Origin of the sequence: Tardiphaga sp. 42S5 (assembly GCF_034044155.1) — a bacterium.
In the GTDB taxonomy this organism is placed as follows: Bacteria; Pseudomonadota; Alphaproteobacteria; order Rhizobiales; family Xanthobacteraceae; genus Tardiphaga; species Tardiphaga robiniae.
This window is the reverse complement of the sequence record NZ_CP139027.1, coordinates 439739-460176: the sequence shown is the minus strand read 5'-3', so window position 1 is coordinate 460176 and position 20438 is coordinate 439739. Positions and strand designations below refer to the sequence as shown.

Annotated in this window: 21 protein-coding genes; 9 read left to right on the top strand and 12 right to left on the bottom strand. The window is 61.5% G+C overall.

Going from position 1 to position 20438, the window contains the following annotated elements:
- The first annotated feature begins 33 nt into the window (after positions 1 to 33).
- The 5 genes from SFY93_RS02135 to SFY93_RS02115 all read left to right on the top strand — a co-directional run bounded on the left by SFY93_RS02135 (position 34) and on the right by SFY93_RS02115 (position 5890).
- Complete coding sequence (locus SFY93_RS02135) at positions 34 to 1221, top strand: extracellular catalytic domain type 1 short-chain-length polyhydroxyalkanoate depolymerase (RefSeq protein WP_320445900.1); 1188 nt, start codon at positions 34 to 36, stop codon at positions 1219 to 1221.
- Positions 1222 to 1321: 100 nt separating this feature from the next.
- Positions 1322 to 3811 carry a PAS domain-containing hybrid sensor histidine kinase/response regulator family protein gene (locus SFY93_RS02130; RefSeq protein WP_320445899.1) on the top strand — a complete coding sequence of 830 codons (2490 nt, stop codon included), beginning with the start codon at positions 1322 to 1324 and terminating at the stop codon, positions 3809 to 3811.
- A gap of 195 nt (positions 3812 to 4006) precedes the next feature.
- A complete protein-coding gene (locus SFY93_RS02125) occupies positions 4007 to 4426 on the top strand; it encodes a DUF1236 domain-containing protein (RefSeq protein WP_068730422.1) in 420 nt (139 codons plus the stop codon).
- Positions 4427 to 4592: 166 nt separating this feature from the next.
- Positions 4593 to 5564: an acyl-CoA desaturase gene (locus SFY93_RS02120; protein ID WP_320445898.1), complete on the top strand. Its 972-nt coding sequence runs from the start codon at positions 4593 to 4595 to the stop codon at positions 5562 to 5564.
- A 65-nt stretch (positions 5565 to 5629) separates the two neighbouring features.
- Positions 5630 to 5890, top strand: a complete 261-nt coding sequence (locus SFY93_RS02115) for a hypothetical protein (RefSeq protein ID WP_320445897.1) — start codon at positions 5630 to 5632, stop codon at positions 5888 to 5890.
- On the opposite strand, the gene SFY93_RS02110 is transcribed toward SFY93_RS02115, so the two are convergent.
- The 3 genes from SFY93_RS02110 to SFY93_RS02100 form a co-directional block, all read right to left on the bottom strand.
- Positions 5887 to 6102 carry a hypothetical protein gene (locus SFY93_RS02110; RefSeq protein ID WP_320445896.1) on the bottom strand — a complete coding sequence of 72 codons (216 nt, stop codon included), beginning with the start codon at positions 6100 to 6102 and terminating at the stop codon, positions 5887 to 5889. The genes SFY93_RS02115 and SFY93_RS02110 overlap by 4 nt on opposite strands.
- Positions 6103 to 6225: 123 nt before the next feature.
- Positions 6226 to 6894 carry an MBL fold metallo-hydrolase gene (locus SFY93_RS02105; RefSeq protein ID WP_320445895.1) on the bottom strand — a complete coding sequence of 223 codons (669 nt, stop codon included), beginning with the start codon at positions 6892 to 6894 and terminating at the stop codon, positions 6226 to 6228.
- A 249-nt stretch (positions 6895 to 7143) separates the two neighbouring features.
- Complete coding sequence (locus tag SFY93_RS02100; protein ID WP_320445894.1) at positions 7144 to 8268, bottom strand: vWA domain-containing protein; 1125 nt, start codon at positions 8266 to 8268, stop codon at positions 7144 to 7146.
- A gap of 148 nt (positions 8269 to 8416) precedes the next feature.
- Between SFY93_RS02100 and SFY93_RS02095 the strand changes: the two genes are divergently transcribed.
- Complete coding sequence (locus tag SFY93_RS02095; RefSeq protein WP_320445893.1) at positions 8417 to 8911, top strand: MmcB family DNA repair protein; 495 nt, start codon at positions 8417 to 8419, stop codon at positions 8909 to 8911.
- 14 nt (positions 8912 to 8925) lie between these two features.
- Here SFY93_RS02095 and SFY93_RS02090 read toward each other — a convergent pair whose 3' ends face one another.
- Positions 8926 to 9480, bottom strand: coding sequence for an ActR/PrrA/RegA family redox response regulator transcription factor (locus SFY93_RS02090; RefSeq protein ID WP_089263491.1), 555 nt, complete (start codon positions 9478 to 9480; stop codon positions 8926 to 8928).
- 214 nt (positions 9481 to 9694) lie between these two features.
- Here SFY93_RS02090 and SFY93_RS02085 point away from each other — a divergent pair, with 214 nt between their 5' ends.
- A complete protein-coding gene (locus SFY93_RS02085; RefSeq protein WP_320445892.1) occupies positions 9695 to 10960 on the top strand; it encodes an MFS transporter in 1266 nt (421 codons plus the stop codon).
- A gap of 94 nt (positions 10961 to 11054) precedes the next feature.
- Here SFY93_RS02085 and SFY93_RS02080 read toward each other — a convergent pair whose 3' ends face one another.
- The gene (locus SFY93_RS02080) at positions 11055 to 11552 is read right to left on the bottom strand and encodes a VOC family protein (protein WP_320445891.1); all 498 of its coding nucleotides are present in this window, start codon (positions 11550 to 11552) and stop codon (positions 11055 to 11057) included.
- A gap of 138 nt (positions 11553 to 11690) precedes the next feature.
- Positions 11691 to 12236, bottom strand: a complete 546-nt coding sequence (locus tag SFY93_RS02075) for a carboxymuconolactone decarboxylase family protein (protein ID WP_068729735.1) — start codon at positions 12234 to 12236, stop codon at positions 11691 to 11693.
- Between the two features lie 172 nt (positions 12237 to 12408).
- Here SFY93_RS02075 and SFY93_RS02070 point away from each other — a divergent pair, with 172 nt between their 5' ends.
- Positions 12409 to 13593, top strand: a complete 1185-nt coding sequence (locus SFY93_RS02070; protein ID WP_320445890.1) for an acyl-CoA dehydrogenase family protein — start codon at positions 12409 to 12411, stop codon at positions 13591 to 13593.
- Positions 13594 to 13730: 137 nt separating this feature from the next.
- Positions 13731 to 14867 carry an acyl-CoA dehydrogenase family protein gene (locus SFY93_RS02065; protein WP_320445889.1) on the top strand — a complete coding sequence of 379 codons (1137 nt, stop codon included), beginning with the start codon at positions 13731 to 13733 and terminating at the stop codon, positions 14865 to 14867.
- 155 nt (positions 14868 to 15022) lie between these two features.
- Here SFY93_RS02065 and SFY93_RS02060 read toward each other — a convergent pair whose 3' ends face one another.
- From SFY93_RS02060 to SFY93_RS02035, 6 genes are all read right to left on the bottom strand, one after another.
- Positions 15023 to 16063, bottom strand: coding sequence for an amino acid ABC transporter substrate-binding protein (locus SFY93_RS02060; RefSeq protein WP_320447667.1), 1041 nt, complete (start codon positions 16061 to 16063; stop codon positions 15023 to 15025).
- 82 nt (positions 16064 to 16145) lie between these two features.
- Positions 16146 to 16748, bottom strand: a complete 603-nt coding sequence (locus SFY93_RS02055) for a L,D-transpeptidase (RefSeq protein ID WP_068730420.1) — start codon at positions 16746 to 16748, stop codon at positions 16146 to 16148.
- A gap of 158 nt (positions 16749 to 16906) precedes the next feature.
- On the bottom strand, positions 16907 to 17056 hold the full coding sequence (locus SFY93_RS02050; RefSeq protein ID WP_320445888.1) for a DUF2474 domain-containing protein: 150 nt from the start codon (positions 17054 to 17056) through the stop codon (positions 16907 to 16909).
- Positions 17056 to 18057 (bottom strand): cytochrome d ubiquinol oxidase subunit II, encoded by a 1002-nt coding sequence (gene cydB, locus SFY93_RS02045; protein ID WP_320445887.1) that lies wholly within the window; start codon positions 18055 to 18057, stop codon positions 17056 to 17058. The genes SFY93_RS02050 and cydB overlap by 1 nt, the downstream gene beginning before the upstream one ends.
- Positions 18054 to 19463, bottom strand: a complete 1410-nt coding sequence (locus SFY93_RS02040) for a cytochrome ubiquinol oxidase subunit I (RefSeq protein ID WP_320445886.1) — start codon at positions 19461 to 19463, stop codon at positions 18054 to 18056. The genes cydB and SFY93_RS02040 overlap by 4 nt, the downstream gene beginning before the upstream one ends.
- Before the next feature lie 344 nt (positions 19464 to 19807).
- On the bottom strand, positions 19808 to 20419 hold the full coding sequence (locus tag SFY93_RS02035) for a sigma-70 family RNA polymerase sigma factor (RefSeq protein WP_093757615.1): 612 nt from the start codon (positions 20417 to 20419) through the stop codon (positions 19808 to 19810).
- Between the last annotated feature and the right edge of the window lie 19 nt (positions 20420 to 20438).

The window sequence follows — 20438 nt, the reverse complement described above, 5'->3', positions numbered from 1 at the left end:
CTGTTGTATAAGCCTGACGACCTAGGAGCTGCCGTGTCTCTTGCCGATAATATCGATTTCCTCCGCAATCTCCCGAAACCGCCCGGAATCAATACGTTGCAGGGGTTGGCGCGCGGCCGTGCGTCGGCAGGTTTGAGTCCGATCAGCGAATCAACGGGTTTCGGCAGCAATCCCGGCGACCTCCGTATGTTCAGTTACGTGCCCGCCACGCTGGCAGCAAATCCGGCATTGGTCGTCGTGCTGCACGGATGCACCCAGAACGCTGCGGGCTATGACAACGGCACCGGCTGGTCTGCTCTGGCCGAGCGCTATGGTTTCGCGCTGCTGATGCCCGAACAGAAGTCGTCCAATAACGGCAACACCTGCTTCAACTGGTTCAATGCCGATGACATCGCGCGCGATAGCGGCGAGGCGCTCTCGATCCGGGAGATGATCGAGCAGATGGCTGTGGACCACGATGTGGACCGCAAGCGTATCTTCGTTACGGGTCTGTCGGCCGGCGGCGCGATGACCTCGGTGATGCTCGCGACCTATCCTGATGTCTTTGCTGCTGGTGCCATCATCGCAGGCCTGCCTTACGGTATCGCCACCACCATGCAGGAGGCGCTGAGCGGTATGTATCGCGCGGCGCCGCGTGCCGCGAACGATCTCGGCAATCTCGTGCGCAAGGCATCGCCGCATACCGGTGAGTGGCCGAAAGTATCCGTCTGGCATGGTAGTGCCGATCGCACCGTCAATCCGGCCAATGCCGGCGAGATCGTCAAGCAATGGCTCGACCTTCACGGCCTGCCGCCCGCACCGATGTCCGCCGTGGATGTCGATGGCTATCCGCGTGAGGTGTGGTGGAACAAGGACGGTGAAACCGTCGTGGAATCCTTCACGATCACCGACATGGCGCATGGCACGCCGCTGGCGATTGCCGGACAGGACGAGCCCTATGGTGCCGCCGGTGCCTTCCTGCTCGAAGCCGGCATCTCATCCTCCTATCATATCGCGCAGTTCTTCGGCCTTACCCGGCAGCTTGCACCCCGCAATGTCGAAGCTGCAGCCGTGGAACGGGCGGCTCCGGCGGATGCCACTGTCTCATCGGTGACGCAAAAGCCGCGCACGTCAGGCGATCGACGCGCCGCGCGCCGCGATCCCGCAGGACGGCGGTCTATCGATATCAACGGTGCCATTACTCGTGCCCTCACGGCTGCCGGTCTCATCAAGTCACCCTGACAAGTAACAGGGCGTGATCGGCGCCGATTTGCGCCAGGTCTGACAGGGCGCTAAGTTCTCAAGATACGTCAGATTGGTCTTGCGTACCGATTGCCCGCGCATGTTGGATGCCCATCGACCGAATTCGCCCGACTTTCTCGCCGGTGGAGGCGAGATGGGGGCGTTGATGCGTGCTTACGATTGGGCATCGCATCCGATCGGAGCACCGGACACCTGGCCGCAGAGTCTGCGCACCGCGATCCGGATCGTTCTGAATACCAACCACCCGATGTTCATCTGGTGGGGACCGGACCTCATCCAGTTCTATAATGACGCCTATGCCCTGACCATGGATGCACAACAGCATCACGCAGGGCTGGGCGCGCGTGGCCGTGAATTCTGGCACGAGATCTGGCCCATCATCGGCCCGCAGATCGCGCAGGTGATGAGTGGCGGCGGTGCCACCTGGCACGAAAACCAGCTGATCCCCATGACGCGCAATGGCAAGCTCGAACACAGCTATTGGACCTACAGCTACAGTCCGCTCGATCTGGATGACGGCGTCGGCGGTGTGCTGGTGGTTTGCCGCGATGTCACTCGGGATCATGAAGCGACCATTGTCTTGCGCGAGCGAGAAGCAGAGCTCGCGCGCGTGCAGCAGATCGGCCAGATCGGCGGTCTCGAAGTCGATCTGCGTACCGGCTTCCGCAATCGTCGATCGCCCGAATATCTGATCGTTCATGGTTTGCCGCCGGAAGCGGCCAACGAGTCGCACGAAGATTGGGTGCGTCGCATCCACCCCGAGGATCGCGAGGCGACGGAGCAGAAATTTCGCAACGCGGTGAAAAGCGGCGTGCGCGACTATACTGTGCAGTATCGCATCATTCGCCCGAGCGATGGCCAGACCCGCTGGATTTCGGTGCGGTCCTATATCGAGCGCGACGATGCGGGAAAGCCGCTGCGGCTGGTCGGTGCGCATACCGACGTCACCGATCAGGTGCTGGCAGAGCAGGCGCTGCGCAAGAGCGAGGATGAGGCGCGTCGGCTCGCGGCAAAACTTGCAGACCTCAATGAGACGCTGGAACAGCGCGTGCGTGACAAGACGCGTGAGCGCGACCGGATCTGGAGCGTGTCGCAAGATCTCCTGATGGTCGCCGACCATGATGGCGTCTGGCGCACCGTCAATCCGGCCTGGACGCGCACGCTCGGCTGGAGCGAGGCCGAGCTGCTCAACAAGACCTCGCGCTGGCTCGAGCATCCCGAGGATCAGGCCAGGACGATGGCCGAGGTCGATAAGCTTGCTGCCGGCGAGCCGACGATCCGCTTCGAGAATCGCCTTCGCCACAAGGATGGCTCCTATCGCTGGCTGTCCTGGACGGCGGTGCCGGATCAGAACCAGATCTATTGCGTGGCGCGCGATGTCACGGCCGAGAAGGCTGCCGCCGAGCGCCTTAAAAACACTGAAGAGGCGCTGCGGCAGTCGCAGAAGATGGAGGCTGTCGGTCAGCTGACCGGCGGTATCGCGCATGACTTCAACAACCTGCTCACCGGCATCGTCGGCTCGCTCGACCTGATGCAGACACGGCTCGGTCAGGGTCGCACCGACAATATCGCGCGCTATATCGACGCTGCGATGACCTCGGCCAATCGTGCGGCTGCGCTGACGCACCGGTTGCTGGCCTTCGCGCGGCGGCAACCGCTGATTCCGAAAAGCGTCGATGCCAATATGCTGATCGTCTCGCTGGAGGATCTGTTGCGCCGGACCATTGGCGAGACGCTGGATCTCGATATCGTGGCGGCGTCTGATCTATGGTGCACGCTGTGCGATCCAAACCAGTTGGAGAGCGCGTTGCTCAATCTGGCGATCAATGCGCGCGACGCGATGCCTGATGGCGGGCACTTGAAGATCGCGACACAGAATGTGCGCGTCGATGCCATCAATGCCAATGCGCCGGCTCTGACGCTTGGCGACTATATCTGCATCAGCGTCAGCGACAGCGGAACCGGCATGAGCCCGGAGGTCGTGGCGCGCGCCTTCGATCCGTTCTTCACGACAAAGCCGATCGGGCAGGGCACGGGCCTCGGCCTATCGATGATCTACGGCTTCGCGCGTCAGTCCAACGGACATGTCAGCATCGACAGCAGGCTCGATATCGGGACGACAGTGAAACTGTATCTGCCGCGCCATGAGGGAGACGCTGCCGCACAGGATGCGCCCCCGCTGAAGGGCGATCAGCATGTGGCCGCAGGCGAAACCCTGCTGGTGGTCGAGGATGAGCCGGTGGTGCGCTCTGTCATCGTCGATATGTTGCGGGACGAAGGCTATCGCGTGCTCGAGGCGGTTGATGGCCCGTCGGGCTTGCGGGTCCTGCGCGAGACGCCGAATATCGATCTGCTGGTCACCGATATCGGGCTGCCCGGCATGAACGGCCGTCAGCTTGCCGATCAAGCGCGCGAGGCGCGGCCGGACTTGAAGATCCTGTTCATCACCGGTTATTCCGAAAGCGTCGTTATGGCGAAGGGCTTTCTGCTGCCTGGGATGGAGATGATCACCAAGCCGTTCGACCTCGATCATTTCCTGCGACGCATCCGCGCTATGGTCACGAGCTAAAGCGTTTTAAAGCGAAGTGGATACCGGTTCGCTTCTAGAAAACGCGTCAGAATAAAAGGCGTAGCCCTCCGGTTCCATATCTCTCCAGATATTTCAACCTCGGTGCGCAGGTTCTAACAGTTCAATCGCCGGAACCATTGTGCGGCCGCGAGCTTGTATCGGCGCAATACCGATCAATCAAAACTGGAGATCATCATGATCCGCCGTCTTCTTGGAACCGCTGCCATCGTCGCCATGATGGCTCTTCCCGCTGTTGCTCAGGCTCAGGGTGTCCCCGGAGGCATTGAGCGTGGTGCGCGCGATGGCGAGCGCGCAGCTGGTCCTGTGGGCGCTATCGTAGGCGGCACCATCGGTGGTGTTGTCGGCGGCGTAGCCGGCGTGCTCGGTGTCGACGATCGTCCGCGGTTCCGCAGCTATGTCGTGGAACAGCGTCGCCCATCCTACACCTATAGCAACGAAGTTCGTGTCGGTGCCGTGCTGCCTGAGAGCGGCGTGACCTATTACGAGGTTCCGGCAGAATACAATTCCGCCCGTGAATACCGCTACACCGTGGTCAATGGTCGCACGGTTCTCGTCGAGCCGCGCACCCATCGCATCGTGGAAGTGATCGATTAAGCCGATCAATAAATGACTTTTCGAACGGGCCGCCTTCAGGCGGCCCGTTTTGTTCCATCTATGGCCTGCGGCGTATCTGTAGTCAGCGCCGATGTTCTCGCGTAGAGAAGTGCCGGGGAATCACACGAGCACCACGCGGCGATCAATCGCCCGGATGCGGAGAACGATGGCCACCAGCAATCGCGATCAGATCGCCCCTGCCATCGCACTGGACATTCCCCTTGCCGATCGTACCGAGACAGGTCTCGCTTTGCCGGACGGCGTGCAGCCCTATCGCATCGACTGGCTCAACACGCTCACCATCGCCACCTTTCACGCACTCGCACTGCTCGCGCTGATGCCGATGTTCTTCAACTGGACAGCGGTGATCGTGGCGGTCATCGCAGCGCGGCTGTTCGGCCTCATTGGCATCAATATCGGTTATCACCGGCTGCTGACGCATCGCGGTTTCAAGTGCCCGAAGTGGCTGGAGCACGCTTTCGTCGTCGTGGCGATCTGCTGTGTCGAAGATACGCCGGCGCGCTGGGTGGCCATCCATCGCCGTCATCACGAGAAGTCCGACGAGCAGCCGGATCCACACAGCCCGCTTGCGGGCTTCTTCTGGGGTCATATCGGCTGGCTGCTGGTGAAGAATCCGGATCTGTCCCGTCTCGGTATTTATGACCGATATGCCAAGGACGTCCTGCGCGATCCGTTCTATATCGCGCTGGAACGTAATTTCTGGCAGCTGAAGATCCTGCTCATCCAGATCAACGTCTTCTTCTTTGCGGGCCTGGCCGGCAAACTGCTGTGGGGTGGGTCGTGGGCCGAGGCCGTGCAGTTCGCTCTCAGCATCGTCGTCTGGGGGGTCTTCGTGCGAACCGTCTTCGTCTGGCATCAGACCTGGGCGGTCAATTCGGTCACCCACATCTGGGGCTATCGCAACTACGCGACCGATGAGGACAGCCGCAACAATCTGTTCATTGGCTACCTCGCCCATGGCGAGGGCTGGCATAACAACCATCACGCCGATCAGCGCTCAGCACGCCATGGCCATCGCTGGTGGGAGTTCGACACCACCTATCTGACGATCCGCCTGCTGGAGAAACTCGGCCTGGTATCGGATGTCGTCCAGCCGCGGCATGTGACCAAGCGCTAAGCAAAATTTGCGCCGCACATGCCACAAGAGATGCAACTTTTCGTCACAATTCGCGTTACTACACCATGATGACGAAGCCCGATATCTGGTACGTGGCGTTTGGCCCCGACAAATCAGTGAAGTCCGACACCCGAGCGACAAACGGCGTGCGTACGACCAGGACCTTCAAATCCGAAATCGATGCAAAACTGTTCGCCCGGGAAATCTTGGCCAAAGGCTGGACCGCAACAGCCGGTACCCTGAATCCGTATCAGCCCAAGCGAACCATTGCGGCGTCGCAGATCGAGGATTGGGCCGATCCGGGTCAAGCTGCCCAATCCGGCTAAATGACTTCGTAGGCGAAAAACAGGATGATGATCGTGATCGCGACAAGGCCTCCCAGAAAGCACTGATCGGCAATCGACTCGCAGCGCTCGCTGAGTTGGCGGTTTTGCGACTTCCGCATCGATGTGTAGGACGCGACCGCGCTGGCGAGGAAGAACAGCGAGGCGATGGCCGAATATTCATCGACCCGGCTGGGGCCGATCTGCGGTTCCATGATCTTGACCAGTCCGATCAGCGTCGCGCAGACGCCGATTCATCGTTCCGGAGCTCGGCAGGATGGATGTGCTTGGAAAGCGCTCCTTGCTCCCCGGAGGCCCTGTCGTCACTCATGGCGGGATTACGCCTCGCCGGTGAGGAACGGGTTTGTCATGCGCTCCTGGCCGATGCTGGAGCCGGGGCCATGACCGCAGATGAACCCGACATCGTCGCCGAGCGGGATCAGCTTGGTCGTAATCGAATTGATCAATGTCTCATGGCTACCACCGGGGAAATCGGTCCGCCCGATCGAGCCTGCGAACAGCACGTCGCCGACATGGGCGAATTTCATCGCCTTGCTGTAATACACGACGCTCCCGGGCGAATGACCGGGGCAGTGCAATACGTCGAATGTCAGGCCGCCGATACTGACGGTGTCGCCTTCATTGAGCCAGCGATCGGGCATGAAATTACGGGTGCCCGTCATGCCGTACTTCGCGCCGCTGTCCTCGACATGTTCGAGCAGGAACGTATCGGCGACATGCGGGCCAATGATCTCGACCTTCAGCGTTTCGCGCAGTTCGTCGGCGCCGCCGACATGGTCGATATGGCCGTGGGTCAGCCAGATCTGTTCGACCTTCACATTGGCCTTGGCAATGGCGTCCAGGATCAGCGGCACGTCGCCGCCGGGATCGATCACCACGGCCTGCCGCGTGGCCTCATCCCACAGCAACATGCAGTTCTGCTGAAACAGGGTCACCGGAATGATGGTGCCCCCGGCCTGGGCTTTATGTTCGGTTTCATCTGTCATCGCGCCACAATGCTGATTTTTGCGGGCGAGAAAAGGGGGAATTTGGGCGGCTTTCTTTCTTCCCCTCTCCCCGGGCGCGGCGCAGCCGCGACGGGTGGGGGAGGGTGGATCGAACCGCAGAGCGGTTCGAGACGGGAGAGGGGGCGCTTGCTCAAGGCCCTCACCCGCCTTCGCTTCGCTCAGGCACCCTCTCCCGCGGCGCGCAGCCTCGCTGCGCTGGGGGAGAGGGGAGGAAGGACAGCCGCGCTATCACTTCTTCAGTTGCACCTTCAACGTCGCCTCCACCTCGCGGTCGAAGGACGACGCCTTGGCCGGCGCCTTGTCGCGCTGGGTCATGAGGTATGCATCGCGCTTGGCCACCAGCGCCGTGAGCTTGTCGTTCAGCGCCTTGCGATCCTTCATCTGCTTGCCGAGTTCATCGGCGCGCTGCTGCGGCGACAATTTGCGAATGGCCTCCGGCAATTCATCCTCCTTCACGCTGTCGAGCTTCTGCTTGCCGGCGGACACGTCGCTGACAAGATCGCCGCCGCCGGTGACGGCGTCCGACGACACTTTCGCGCGCTTATTGATGTAGCTCGCCATATCCGTCGCCGAGGCCGGCGCCGCCGCTGCGACTTCCGAGAGCTGCCGGGTCTTGTTCTCGGTGTGCTTCTGCAGCGCGCGCGGGCCGTAGGGGATCACCGTCTTGTTGATGTCGTTCTGCAGGATGATGATCTCTTCGTCATAGGGCGTCTCGATGATGACGATCTGGCCGCCATCCTGCGGGATTGCGATGAAACGGCCGTCGCCGCGCTGGGCAACGTCGCGCCAGACCTTCTCCGTATCGCGGGCGGCGCCTGCGAGAACAGCGTTGACGATGATGTCCTTCTGCTTCGCGACTTCGAGTGTGGTCGTGTATTTCGTGTCCTGCTGATAATCCATATGCGGCGGTGCGTCGCCGACCAGGAAGACGATACGCCTGACATCGTTGCCCTTGGTCCATTGCAGCTTGTTGACGGCGACATCGAGCGCCTCGTTGACGCTTTCCGGCCAGTCGCCGCCACCCTGCGCCCGGACCTGCAGCAGGTTGCCATAGAGATCCTGGATGTCGGTGGTGAGGTCGAAGGTCTTGGTAACGTAGTCGTCGCCGATGTCGCGATAGGCGACGAGACCCATGCGGATGTCGGCGTCGGGATTGCTGTCGAGGATCGTAGTTGCGATCGACCAGATTTTACGTTTGGCGCCTTCGATCAGCCCGCTCATGGAACCAGTTGTGTCGAGCACGAAGGCGACTTCGACGGTCGGCTTTGCCTGCGCGGAACCGGCGAAAATCGCTTGCGGCAAAGTTGCGGCAGCGGCGATCAGGATGACGCGGCCGATATGGGCTAAGTTCATGGGATGTCTCCATAATCCGGGCTGCAGCGATGAAAGAACTCGCCCGCCGCCGCTCGCGGAAAACTTGCGTCCGGCTTGCGACGTGCGTGCGGCAGACCGGCGGGAGACATGATGGGCGGCCCCGCCGAAATCGGCTAAGTTTGTCGCCATGGAATCCAATGCCGTTCACACCCCAGCGCTGATTTTCGATCGCCGCCAGTCGGAGACGGCGTTGGCCATTGCGCGCGGAACCACAAGGCTGCTGCGGTCGCTGGGATTCTCATGCGTCAGCGAACTGTCATTGCCGTCCGGGCGGCGGGCGGACCTGGTCGCGCTGAACGAGCGCGGGGATGTCTGGATCGTCGAGATCAAATCGTCATTGGAGGATTTGCGGGCGGATCAGAAATGGCCGGACTACCGCGCGCATTGCGACCGGCTGTTCTTCGCCTTCACGCAGGATCTGCCCTGCGAGATTTTTCCCGGCGATACAGGCCTGATCGTGGCGGATGCCTATGGCGCGCATGTTCATTGCGATGCGCCGGAGCATCGTCTGCCGGCGCCGACGCGCAAGGGCATGATGCTGCGCTTCGCGATGACCGCGGCGCACAGACTGAACAGGCTGCACGACCCTCAAGGTCATGCAGCCTATCCAAACGAGGTTTAGCTTTTAAAGAAGGTTCAGCGCGGCGCGCGCTTGGCGAGAATGCGCTGCAGCGTACGGCGATGCATGTTCAGACGACGTGCGGTTTCCGAGACGTTGCGGTTGCACATCTCATAGATGCGCTGGATGTGTTCCCAGCGCACGCGGTCGGCCGACATCGGGTTGTTCGGCAGTTCGGACTTGTCATTGTCGATCGCAAGCAGCGCTGCAACGACATCGTCGGCGTCGGCCGGCTTCGACAGATAGTCGACAGCGCCCATCTTCACCGCGGTCACGGCGGTGGCGATGTTGCCATAGCCGGTGAGCACGATGGCGCGCGCATCGGGGCGCTGCTGCTTCAGCGCCGACACGACATCGAGGCCGTTGCCGTCACCGAGACGAAGATCGACTACGGCAAAAGCGGGCGCTGATTTGCTGATCTGGGCGAGACCTTCGGAAACGGAGTCGCAGGACGTGACCGTGAAGCCACGCGTTTCCATCGCACGCGAAAGACGCTCCAGAAACGGCTTGTCGTCCTCCACGATCAGGAGCGAACGGTCGGTCTGTTCAGTCACTTCGGCGAGCGCATTCACGGTTCAAAATCCTCCATATCCAATACGATACCATATGGCGCTGCCGAATGCAGCTGCCAAGGGTGTGAAGATTTGAATGGCTTGATTGTGAAGTTAATCCAGAAGCGTTTTGGTCCGTAAAACGGGTGGTTAATTCTAATCACGGTGGTACATCAGCGCGGCGTGTTGTCGCAGAGCAGCATGATGGACGAAACGTAATGAAAGTAGATCCGGAATGGACGCGACTCCGACTGGGCCGAAGAAGCCCGAGGTAAATGACGAGACATCGGCTCGTTACGACGGCTGGCGTATCGTCGGTGTTTGTTTCCTGCTCGCGACATTCGGCTGGGCGCTCGGTTTCTATGGCCAGAGCGTGCATCTCGCGGAACTTCAGCGCGTGCATGGCTGGCCAGCCTCGACCATCGCGACGGCGACCACGTTTTTCTATCTCGTTGGCGCGTTGCTCGTCGCATTCGTGAGTGAAGCAATGCGCGCGCTCGGGCCGCGCAACTGTTTGCTGGCCGGTGTCGGCGTGATGGCTTTCGCCACCATCCTGCTCGGACAGATCACGTCGCCCTGGCAGCTTTATGCGGTGAATGTGCTGCTCGCGTTCGGGTGGGCCGGCACCAGCCTCGGCGCCATCACCAACACGCTTGGTCTGTGGTTCGACAAGAAGCGCGGCATGGCCATCAGCCTTGCGCTGAATGGCGCGAGCTTCGGCGGCATCGTCGGCGTGCCCTTACTGGTGACGGCAAGCAATGCATTCGGCTTTGGCGGCGCGACTATCGCAGCAGCGATCGCGATGCTTGTGCTGCTCGTCCCGGTGATCATCATCTTCGTCGGCCATCCGCCGCATCGCGCAGCGTCCGCCACACCGGACGGTGTTGCCGCTACGGCCAGCGCGCCATCGTCGACACGGATTCGCGCGGAGGCGATGCGCGACGTGGCGTTCCTGACGCTCACCATTGCTTTTGCGTTCGGATTATTTGCGCAGGTCGGCTTCATCGTGCACCTGATCTCGTTTCTCGATCCGGTGATCGGCCGCGAGCGCGCGGCAGCCGCGGTATCGCTGCTGACGCTGATGGCGGTGGTTGGTCGCGTGCTGTTCTCGACAGTGATCGACCGGCTCAATCAGCGACTGGCATCGGCGCTATCGTTTCTCAGCCAGGCAACGGCGCTTGCGATAATTATCAATTCGCGCAACGAAGCGCTGGTGTTCTTCGCCTGCGCGTTGTTCGGCTTTTCTGTTGGCAATCTGATCACGCTGCCGGCGCTGATCGTGCAGCGCGAATTTGCTGCGCGGTCGTTCGGGGTGCTGGTTAGCCTGATCACGGCGGCGACGCAGGTCACTTATGCTTTCGGTCCGGGCATTGTCGGCTGGCTGCGCGATCTTTCGGGCAGTTACGCCGTGCCGTTTTATGTCTGCATGGCGTTGCAGGTGGCCGCGGCAGTGTTGATCATGGTGCGGGGGCGGAAGAGCAAAGCTCTAACCTCATGGTGAGGAGGCGCGTAGCGCCGTCTCGAACCATGAGCCGCTTGGCACATCCTTCGAGACGCCGCGCGAAGGGCGCGGCTCCTCAGGATGAGGACTGAGTTTATGTCTGCCGCTGCTTCAGCAGCTCCTCAACATCCAGCCGCTTCGTAAACATCGCAATCCCGCCATCGCCGTTCCGTGGCCACTCCGCCTCCGGCCGATCCCAATACAGCTCGACGCCGTTCTGGTCGGGGTCGCGCAGATACAGCGCCTCGCTGACGCCGTGGTCGCTGGCGCCGTCAAGCTGTATGCCGGCCGAGAGCACGCGGTGTAGCGCGTCGGCCAATGCGGCGCGGGTGGGATACAGGATCGCGGTATGGAAAAGACCTGTGGTGCCGGCCGCCGGTGGCTGGCCGCCTTTGCTCTCCCAGGTATTCAGGCCGATGTGGTGATGGTAATCGCCGGCGGCGATGAAAACGGCCTGATCGCCATAGCGCTGCTTGACCTGAAAGCCGAGGACGTCGCGGTAAAAGCCGAGCGCGCGATCAAGATCGGCAACCTTAAGATGAACATGCCCGATCCGTGTGCCTGCGGGGATCGGCGGGGTTGGGTCGGGCATGTGGGAGCTCCTGATTTTCTGATGCTCAAGACGATCTAGTCACGGGATCGCAGGATCGGTAGAGCACCTTCGCGAAACCCATCGTTTCCGGGAATTGGATTGATGGGTCTCGCGGCGCTTTACCCATAGGGGCATCGCCTACGCAAGTTCCGAGACTAGCCCGTCCGGCAGGCCGAACTCGTAGGTGTTCAGCGTCATCGATACCATGGTGTAGTAGCCGCACAGGCCGATGATCTCGACGAGGCCCTGTGCACCCAAGGTCTCGGTGGCCTCGTCATAGAGCGGCTTGGACAAACCCTGCGCCTCGTGCAGCGACTTAGCGACGTCATAGATCACCCGCGCCTTCTTCTCGCTGAAGCTCGGCGTACGGCGGTTCTTGATGTCTTCGATGATGGCGGGATCGAGGCCGCCATCGAGCGCCATCTTCTTGTGCGCATACCATTCGAAATGCGCGGTCCAGTGCCTTGCGGTGACGAGGATCGCCAGCTCGGCATGCGCGGGTGTCAGCGTGGTGTCGTAACGCAGAAACGCGCCGAGGCGGGTCGCGTGCCGGGCCATGTTCGGGCTGGCGAGCCAGGCCATCATCGGCTCCGGCGGGCGTCCGCGCTTGCTGGCGATCGACTCGTCATAGATGGATTTCTGGTCGGGAGACATTTCGCCAGGCGAAAGCCACTTGAGACGCATGTTGTTTCCTCGCGTGTTTTTGCTCGTTGTTCTCTGGCGATACACCGGAATGGCGAGCCTGACTACTTCCGCTTTGCAGCAGGCCATTGAATTCCACGAAGTGGCGAGTAAGCTTCGCCCAACAACATTGCGGATGCTCGGCATCCCGCGCACAAAATGGATGGAAACGCTGATGTCGGATCTCGATCAATTTCGCAGCGAGACGCGCGCCTGGCTTGAGGCCAATTGCCCGCCGGAAATGCGCAAGCCGATGAGTTCGGATGAAGATACATTCTGGGGCGGCCGCAATGCGAAGTATTCATCCGAGCCGCAGCGTCTCTGGTTCGAGCGGATGCGCGACAAGGGCTGGACCGTGCCGCATTGGCCAAAGGAATATGGCGGCGGCGGACTCGACGGCGAACAAACCAAAATCCTGCGCCAGGAAATGGCGGCGATCTCCGCGCGTTTGCCGCTGGTGTCGTTCGGCATTTCCATGCTCGGGCCGGCGCTGTTGAAATATGGCACCGATGCGCAGAAGAAAGAGCATCTTCCGAAGATCGCTGCGGGTCTGATCCGCTGGTGCCAGGGCTATTCCGAACCCAATGCCGGCTCCGATCTGGCCTCGCTGCAGACGCGTGCCGAGAGCGACGGCGATGACTATCTCATCACCGGCCAGAAGATCTGGACGTCCTACGCGAACTACGCCGACTGGATATTCTGCCTGGTGCGCACCGATGCGTCCGGCAAGAAGCATGACGGCATCTCCTTCATCCTGTTCGACATGGCGTCGAAGGGCGTCTCGACCAAGCCGATCCTGCTGATCTCCGGCAAGTCGCCGTTCTGCGAAACCTTCTTCGACAGCGTCCGCGTGCCGAAGTCGCATGTGCTCGGCACCGTCGATCGCGGCTGGGACGTCGCGAAATACCTGCTGCAGCATGAGCGTGCGATGATCTCTGGCATGGGCGAGCGCGGCGCTGGCCGACCGCTTGGCCAGGTGGCTGCCGACTCCATCGGGGCTGATGCGCAGGGCCGTCTCGATGACGCGATGCTACGCGGACAGATCGCAAGTTTCGAAGTCGATGAAGCTGCATTGGCCTGTGCGGCAGAGCGCGCGATTGATCTGGCGAAAGCCGGGCAGGCGCATCCGGCGTTTTCGTCGGCGATGAAATATTACGGTACCGAACTCAACAAGCGCCGCCATGAAATCCTGATGTCATCGGGCGGCATCGATGCACTGGAATGGGAAAGCCAGCGCTCGCATGAAGGCGCAGGTCCGCGTGCGTGGCTGCGTACCAAGGCGAATTCGATCGAAGGCGGCACCAGCGAGGTGATGCTGGGGATTGTCGCCAAACGCATTCTGGATTTGCCGGGGGCGTAGGATCCGCCCGCCGTCATGCCCGGCCTTGTGCCGGGCATCCACGTCTTGAGGCAAAGACGGACGTGGATGGCCGGGACAGGCCCGGCCATGACGAGTTTCACTCTTATGCAACGTCATTCCGAATATTGGACATCAAAATGCCTCTCCTCCTCAACGAAGAACAGACCATGCTGCGCGATAGCGCCCGCGGCTTTATCGGCGACAAGGCGCCGGTCAGTCATTTCCGGCAGCTGCGCGATAGCAAGGATGCGACCGGGTTCTCGCGCGACTACTGGCGCGCGTTTTCCGAAATGGGATTTGCCGGATTGCTGGTGCCGGAACCGTTCGGCGGCAGCGGGCTCGGCGCCGTCGAAGCCGGCGTCGTGATGGAAGAGATTGGCCGCACACTGATGCCGTCGCCATTCTTCGCCACGGCTGTGCTGGGCGTCTCGGCGCTGAATCGGGGCAGCGACGCGCAGAAGTCGGAATATCTGCCGAAGATCGCCAGTGGCGCGCTGCTGGCGGCACTGGCCATCGATGAAGGCGCGAAGCATCGCCCGCTGCAGACGGCGATGAAGGCCGCACGCTCCGGCAATGGCTTCAAGCTGAATGGCGCGAAGGCATTTGTCGTCGATGGCCACACCGCCGATCTCCTGATCGTCGCGGCGCGCAGCGCAGGTGCGCCGGGTGAGCGGGACGGCCTTACGCTGTTTCTGGTCGATCCGAAAGCCAAGGGCGTCGCGCTCGAGCGTACAGCGATGGTGGATTCGCACAATGCGGCGCGGATCACGTTCGACAATGTCGAGGTCACGGCCGACAGCGTGCTCGGCGATGTCGATCAGGGCGGGGCATTGTTGGACAGCGTGCTGAATATCGGCCGCGGTGCCGCCGCCGCCGAAATGGTCGGCCTGTCAGACGAAGTGTTCGGCCGCACCGTGACCTATCTCAAGGAGCGCAAGCAGTTCGGCAAGCTGATCGGTGAATTCCAGGCCCTTCAACATCGTGCCGCACATCTCTATACGGAGATCGAGGTGACTCGTGCGGCCGTGCTGAAGGCGCTGCAGCTGATCGACGACGGCACACCGACGGCGCCGGCCGCGATTGCCGTCGCCAAGGCCAAGGCCGGCACCACGGCGACGCTGGCTGTGCAGGAAGGCGTGCAGATGCATGGCGGCATGGGCATGACCGATCAGTTCGACATCGGCTTCTTCATGAAGCGCGCGCGGGTCTGCCAGGAATTGCTGGGGGACAGCAATTATCACGCGGACCAACTGGCGCGGCTGAAGAATTATTGAGTGCGGGCGACGAGAGCTCGGACGAACTAGCTGAAACTCGTCATGCCCGGGCTTGTCCCGGGTATCCACGTCTTGGGGTCTTGCTAGGGAAGACGTGGATGGCCGGGACAAGCCCGGCCATGACGGCGTTTAGCTATGACGGAGGGTCGTTAGCCCTACCTGATCGGCGGGGCATATTGAATCCCGCCGGCGCTCCAGATCTGGTTCAACCCGCGCGGGATCTTCAGTTTCGAGGCTTCGCCGATATTGCGGTCATAGACTTCGCCGTAATTGCCGACATGGCGGATGATGCGGGCGGCCCAGTCCTTGGAGAGACTGAGGTCTTCGCCATAGGCGCCTTCGGTGCCGACCAGCCGCATCACGTCGGGCTTCTTGGACTTCAGCGCTTCGTCGATGTTCTTCGAGGTGATGCCGAGCTCTTCGGCATTGATCATGGCATAGAGCGTCCACTTCACGATCATCATCCAGTCGTCGTCACGCTGGCGCACCACGGGGGCCAGCGGCTCCTTGGAGATGACGTCGGGCAGGATCAGATGATCGTCAGGCTTGCTCATGGTCAGGCGCAGCGCATAGAGCTGCGAGGCGTCCGCCGTAAAAGTGTCGCACTGGCCGGAATTATAGGCCTTGAGGACTTCGTCGAGCTTCGGAAACTTCACTTCGGTGTATTTGATGTTGTTGCTGCGGAAGTAGTCGGCGAGATTCAGCACGGTCGTGGTGCCGTCCTGGACGCAGACCTTGCTGCCATCGAGTTCCAGCGCGGAATCGATCTTGCGGGACTTCGGCACCATGAAGCCCTGGCCGTCATAATAGGATACGGCCGGGAAATAGAGATCGTAATTGGTTTCGCGCGACATGCTCCATGTGGAGTTGCGCGACAGGATGTCGACCTTGCGGCTCTGCAGCTCCTTGAAGCGATCGGAGGCGTCGAGCGGGACGAAGGTCACCTTCTTCGGATCGTTGAAGATCGCGGCGGCAACGGCGCGGCAGAAGTCGACGTCGAAGCCGGTCCAGGTGCCCTGCGCATCCGGCGACGAGAAGCCGGGCAGGCCAGTGTTCACGCCGCACAATACGGTGTCGCGCTTGACAGTGCGCTTCAGCGTCTTGGTGTCGTAGCGCTCATAGGTGATCGCAGCCGCAGCCACTGCAGTGGCAACCACCAGGCCGATGGCCAGCCCGGTCGTGAAAGTCCGCTTCATCCCCATGCGAAGTCCGCTCCGTCGTCAGAGAAAAATATGTCAGAGAAAAACTGGATCGAAGAGCTGCACGGCGAGGCGCAGATCAGATTTCAGGCTTCTGGCGCACGATGACCTTGGTGCCCACCGGGATCCGGTCATAGAGATCGGCGACATCCGCATTGACCAGCCGGAAGCAGCCGGACGATACGGCAGTGCCGATGGTGTCGGGCCGGTTGGTGCCGTGGATGCGATAGACGGTGGCGCCGAGATAGAGCGCGCGGGCGCCGAGCGGATTGCCGGGGCCGCCAGCCATAAAGCGCGGCAGATAGGGCTGACGCGCGATCATTTCCGGCGGCGGCGTCCAGTCCGGCCATTCCGCCTTGCGCGAGATTTTCAAGAGGCCTTGCCACTGGAAACCGTCGCGGCCGACGCCGATGCCGTAACGCAGCGCGCGGCCATTGCCCTGCACCACGTAGAGATGGCGTTCGGAGGTGGCGATGATGATGGTGCCCGGCGCCTCGGTGGTGCGGTACAGCACCATCTGCTTCTGGAACTCCGGTTCAAGCTGAACGGAATCGTCGGCAATGAGACCGGGCTCGTCGCCGACATCCGGACGCGGCTGCTGGGCGAGGCCTTGCGTGATCGACAACATCAGGCTGGCTGCGGCGACGAGCTGAAAGCCAAGCAGGCGGCGGATGTTGATCATCGCAGGCATCTCCGGTTTTGCGTCCGATATTCTGTATCATCCCAGCCAAATCACGGGAACCATGAAATCAGCGGGCACGGCGACTGTCCGCGCGGACGTCGTGAGTCGCCGGCATATTTGCCGTCTGCGGGTGACGATTTGATTAAAGGTCACCGCGTCTATTTCGGTGCAATCCACAGTCGCAGCACGTAGCTGACGAGGGTCACACTGGCGACGCCGCCCAGCCACAGCGCAACAAACCACAACAGGCGCTGTATCAGCGGGCGCTTGTCTGAAGGGACGGCCTTTTGCTGCGACGCAGGTGTCATCAGTGATAGCCCGCGCCAGCGCGAACCTTGCCGCGAAACACGTAATAGGCCCAGGCGGTGTAACCGAGGATGATGGGAACCAGCACGGCGACGCCGTAGCTCATGAAATGCAGGCTATTGTCGGGCGACGCGGCCTGCCAGATGGTGATGCTGCGCGGCACGATATAGGGCCACATGCTGATGCCCAATCCGGCATAGGACAATGCGAACAGCGCCAGCGACAGGAAGAACGGCCGGTAATCCTGTTTGGCCGCGAGGCTTCGCATCAAGAGCGCCGTGATGGCAGCAACTGCAATCGGCACCGGCGCCGTCAGGATGATGTTGGGCCAGGCGAACCAGCGCCGCGCATATTCGGCATCCAGAAATGGCGTCGCGATGCTGACGAGACCGATGGCGGCGAGCATGGCGAATAGCAGCCACCAACTCAGCCGATAGGCCTGATCGCGCAACGCGCCTTCGGTCTTCAGCACGAGCCAAGTGGCTCCGAGCAGGCCGTAGCCGGCCAACAGTGCGAGTCCGGTCAGGACGCTGAACGGTGTCAGCCAGTCCCACCAGCCGCCGCCATAGTGGCGACCATTGACGACGATGCCTTGCAGGATCGCGCCGAGCGCCACGCCCTGCGCCAGCGTGGCCATCAGCGAGCCGCCGGCAAAGGCGATGTCCCACAGATTGCGCTCGCGCGTGGTGCGCCAGCGGAATTCGAAGGCGACGCCGCGAAACACCAGCCCCAGCAGCATCACGATCATCGGCGTATAGAGCGCCGGCATCAGCACCGCATAGGCCAGCGGAAACGCCGCCATCAGCCCTCCGCCGCCGAGCACCAGCCAGGTCTCGTTGCCGTCCCAGACCGGGGCGACCGAGTTCATCATGACGTCACGGTCTTCTTTCTTCGGGAAGAGTGGAAACAGCATGCCGAGGCCGAGATCGAAGCCGTCCATCACGACATAGACGAACACGGCAAAGGCGATGATGAAGGCCCAGACGACCGCTATATCGATCATGACGCGTGCCCCGATGCGGTTGCGCCCACAGCCGGGGTAATGCCCGCCGCACGGCTCGGCACGTTGCCGGCCGGGCCTTGCTCATCATGATGCGGCGGCGCGGCCATGAGCCGGAGCAGATAAATCGTGCCCGCGGCGAACACCAGGAAATAGACGATGGCGAAGGCGATCAGCGACGACGCAACGGCTGGCGCCGCCAGCGGCGAGACCGAGTCGCTGGTGCGCAGCAGGCCGAACACCGTGAAGGGTTGCCGCCCGGTTTCGGTGGTGACCCAGCCGGCCAGCACGGCGATGAATCCGGCCGGTCCCATCGCCAGCGCAAAGCTGTGAAGCAAACGCGACTCATAGAACTTGCCGCGGAAGCGCATGAAGAGGCTCAGCAGTCCCAGCCCCAGCATCAGAAAGCCGATGCCGACCATGATGCGGAACGACCAGAAGGTCACCGGCACCGGCGGCCAGTTCTCGCGCGGGACGGTGTCGAGGCCGGCCATCGGCGCATTGAGATCATGCTTCAGGATCAGCGATCCCAACTTGGGCACCTCGATGGCATAGTTTACTCTGCCTTCGGCCTGGCTCGGGATGCCGAACAGGATCAACGGCGCGCCATGGGGATGGCTCTCGAAATGGCCTTCCATGGCCATGATCTTGGTCGGCTGATGCTCCAGCGTGTTGAGGCCGTGCTGATCGCCGGCAAGAATCTGCAGCGGCGCGACCAGCGTCGCCATCCACATCGCCATGGAGAACATCACGCGCGGGCCGGGCAGGCGCGTATCCTTGAGCAGATGCCAGGCGCCGACTGCGCCCACCACGAAAGCCGTGGTGAGATAGGCCGCGAGCACCATATGCACGAGCCGATACGGGAAGGACGGATTGAAAATCACCTTCCACCAGTCGGCCGCAACGAACTGGCCGGCAGCGTTGATAGTGTAGCCGGTCGGCGTCTGCATCCAGGAATTCGCGGAGAGAATCCAGAAGGCCGAAAACAGCGTGCCAATCGCGACCATCAGCGTGGCGAAGAAATGTAGTCTGGGTCCGACGCGTTGAAGCCCGAACAGCATGACGCCGAGAAAGCCCGCTTCGAGGAAGAAGGCGGTGAGGACTTCATAGGCCATCAGCGGGCCGATGATCGGTCCTGCCTTGTCGGAGAAGGCCGACCAATTGGTGCCGAACTGGTAGGACATCACGATGCCCGAGACCACGCCCATACCGAAGGCCACGGCGAAGATCTTGAGCCAGTAATTGAACAGGTTGAGGAAGACGTCGCGCCCGGTCCACAACCAGAGCGCTTCGAGCACGGCGAGATAGCTCGCTAGCCCGATGGAGAACGCGGGAAAGATGATGTGAAATGACATCGTGAACGCAAATTGCGCTCGGGCTAGTATGACAGGGTCAAAGCCTTCGAACATCTGCATCCGTCCATGTGTAGTCTGGACGTGTTCTATCATGCAGAGCGCGCGGGCGAAACTGCGCGAGGTCTTTGTTAGTTGGCCGCCCGCATTCGGCAACGTCTTGAAAAGGCTGTCCATCTGCCCACATTGGCATTCGCCGTTGGACTCGTAGACAATTTGTCCAATTTTGTCAGATGTATTGCGCAGGTCGATGCGGAAGTTCGTGCGTCCGCCGACGATGACAAGGCCGTAGCTCCAAACAGAATACGACCCGGAAGGGGGCATCCCGTCCGGGTCGCTGGAGGTGAGGAGGTTTACGCGAACTGACGTCTGGAACGTTGGAGCAAAAGGAACGCGGCAGATTACGCTGCGATGCTGTCGATGCCGGCGGTCTTCAGGAGATCGGCGAGCTGCTTGCGGGCGTAGAACATGCGGGTCTTCACCGTCGACGCGGGGATGCCGATCAGGCCGGCGACCTCCTCCACTGACTTCTCATGATAGTAGACGAGGTTGACGATCTCGCGATGCGCCGGCGACAGCTTGGCGACACAGGCGCGAAGAATGGCGCTGGTGCGGCTGCGATCGAGCGATGCCTCAGGTGTATCGGCCTGGTCGGCGATTTCCATGACATCGTCCTGGTCGATGTCTTCATATTTACGCTGGCGCAGCGCAGTCAGCGCCTTGAAGCGCGCGATCGACAACAACCAGGTGGAGACCTGCGAGCGACCTTCGAACTGGCTGGCGGTTCGCCACACGTCGAGGAATACCTGACTGACCAGATCTTCCGCCGCCGACGTGTCGCGCAGCATGCGGAGAACGAAGCGATAGACCCGCACATTGTGTCGGGCATAAAGCGTGTGCATCGCCGTCCGGTCGCCGCTGGCGATATTCTCCAGCAGCATCTCATCCGAGGTGGCGCGGGCCGTAATGATACCCTGCTGACCGGCGGCATTGAGGGCGATGACGTTCTGCATGACTAACTCCCGTAAGAGA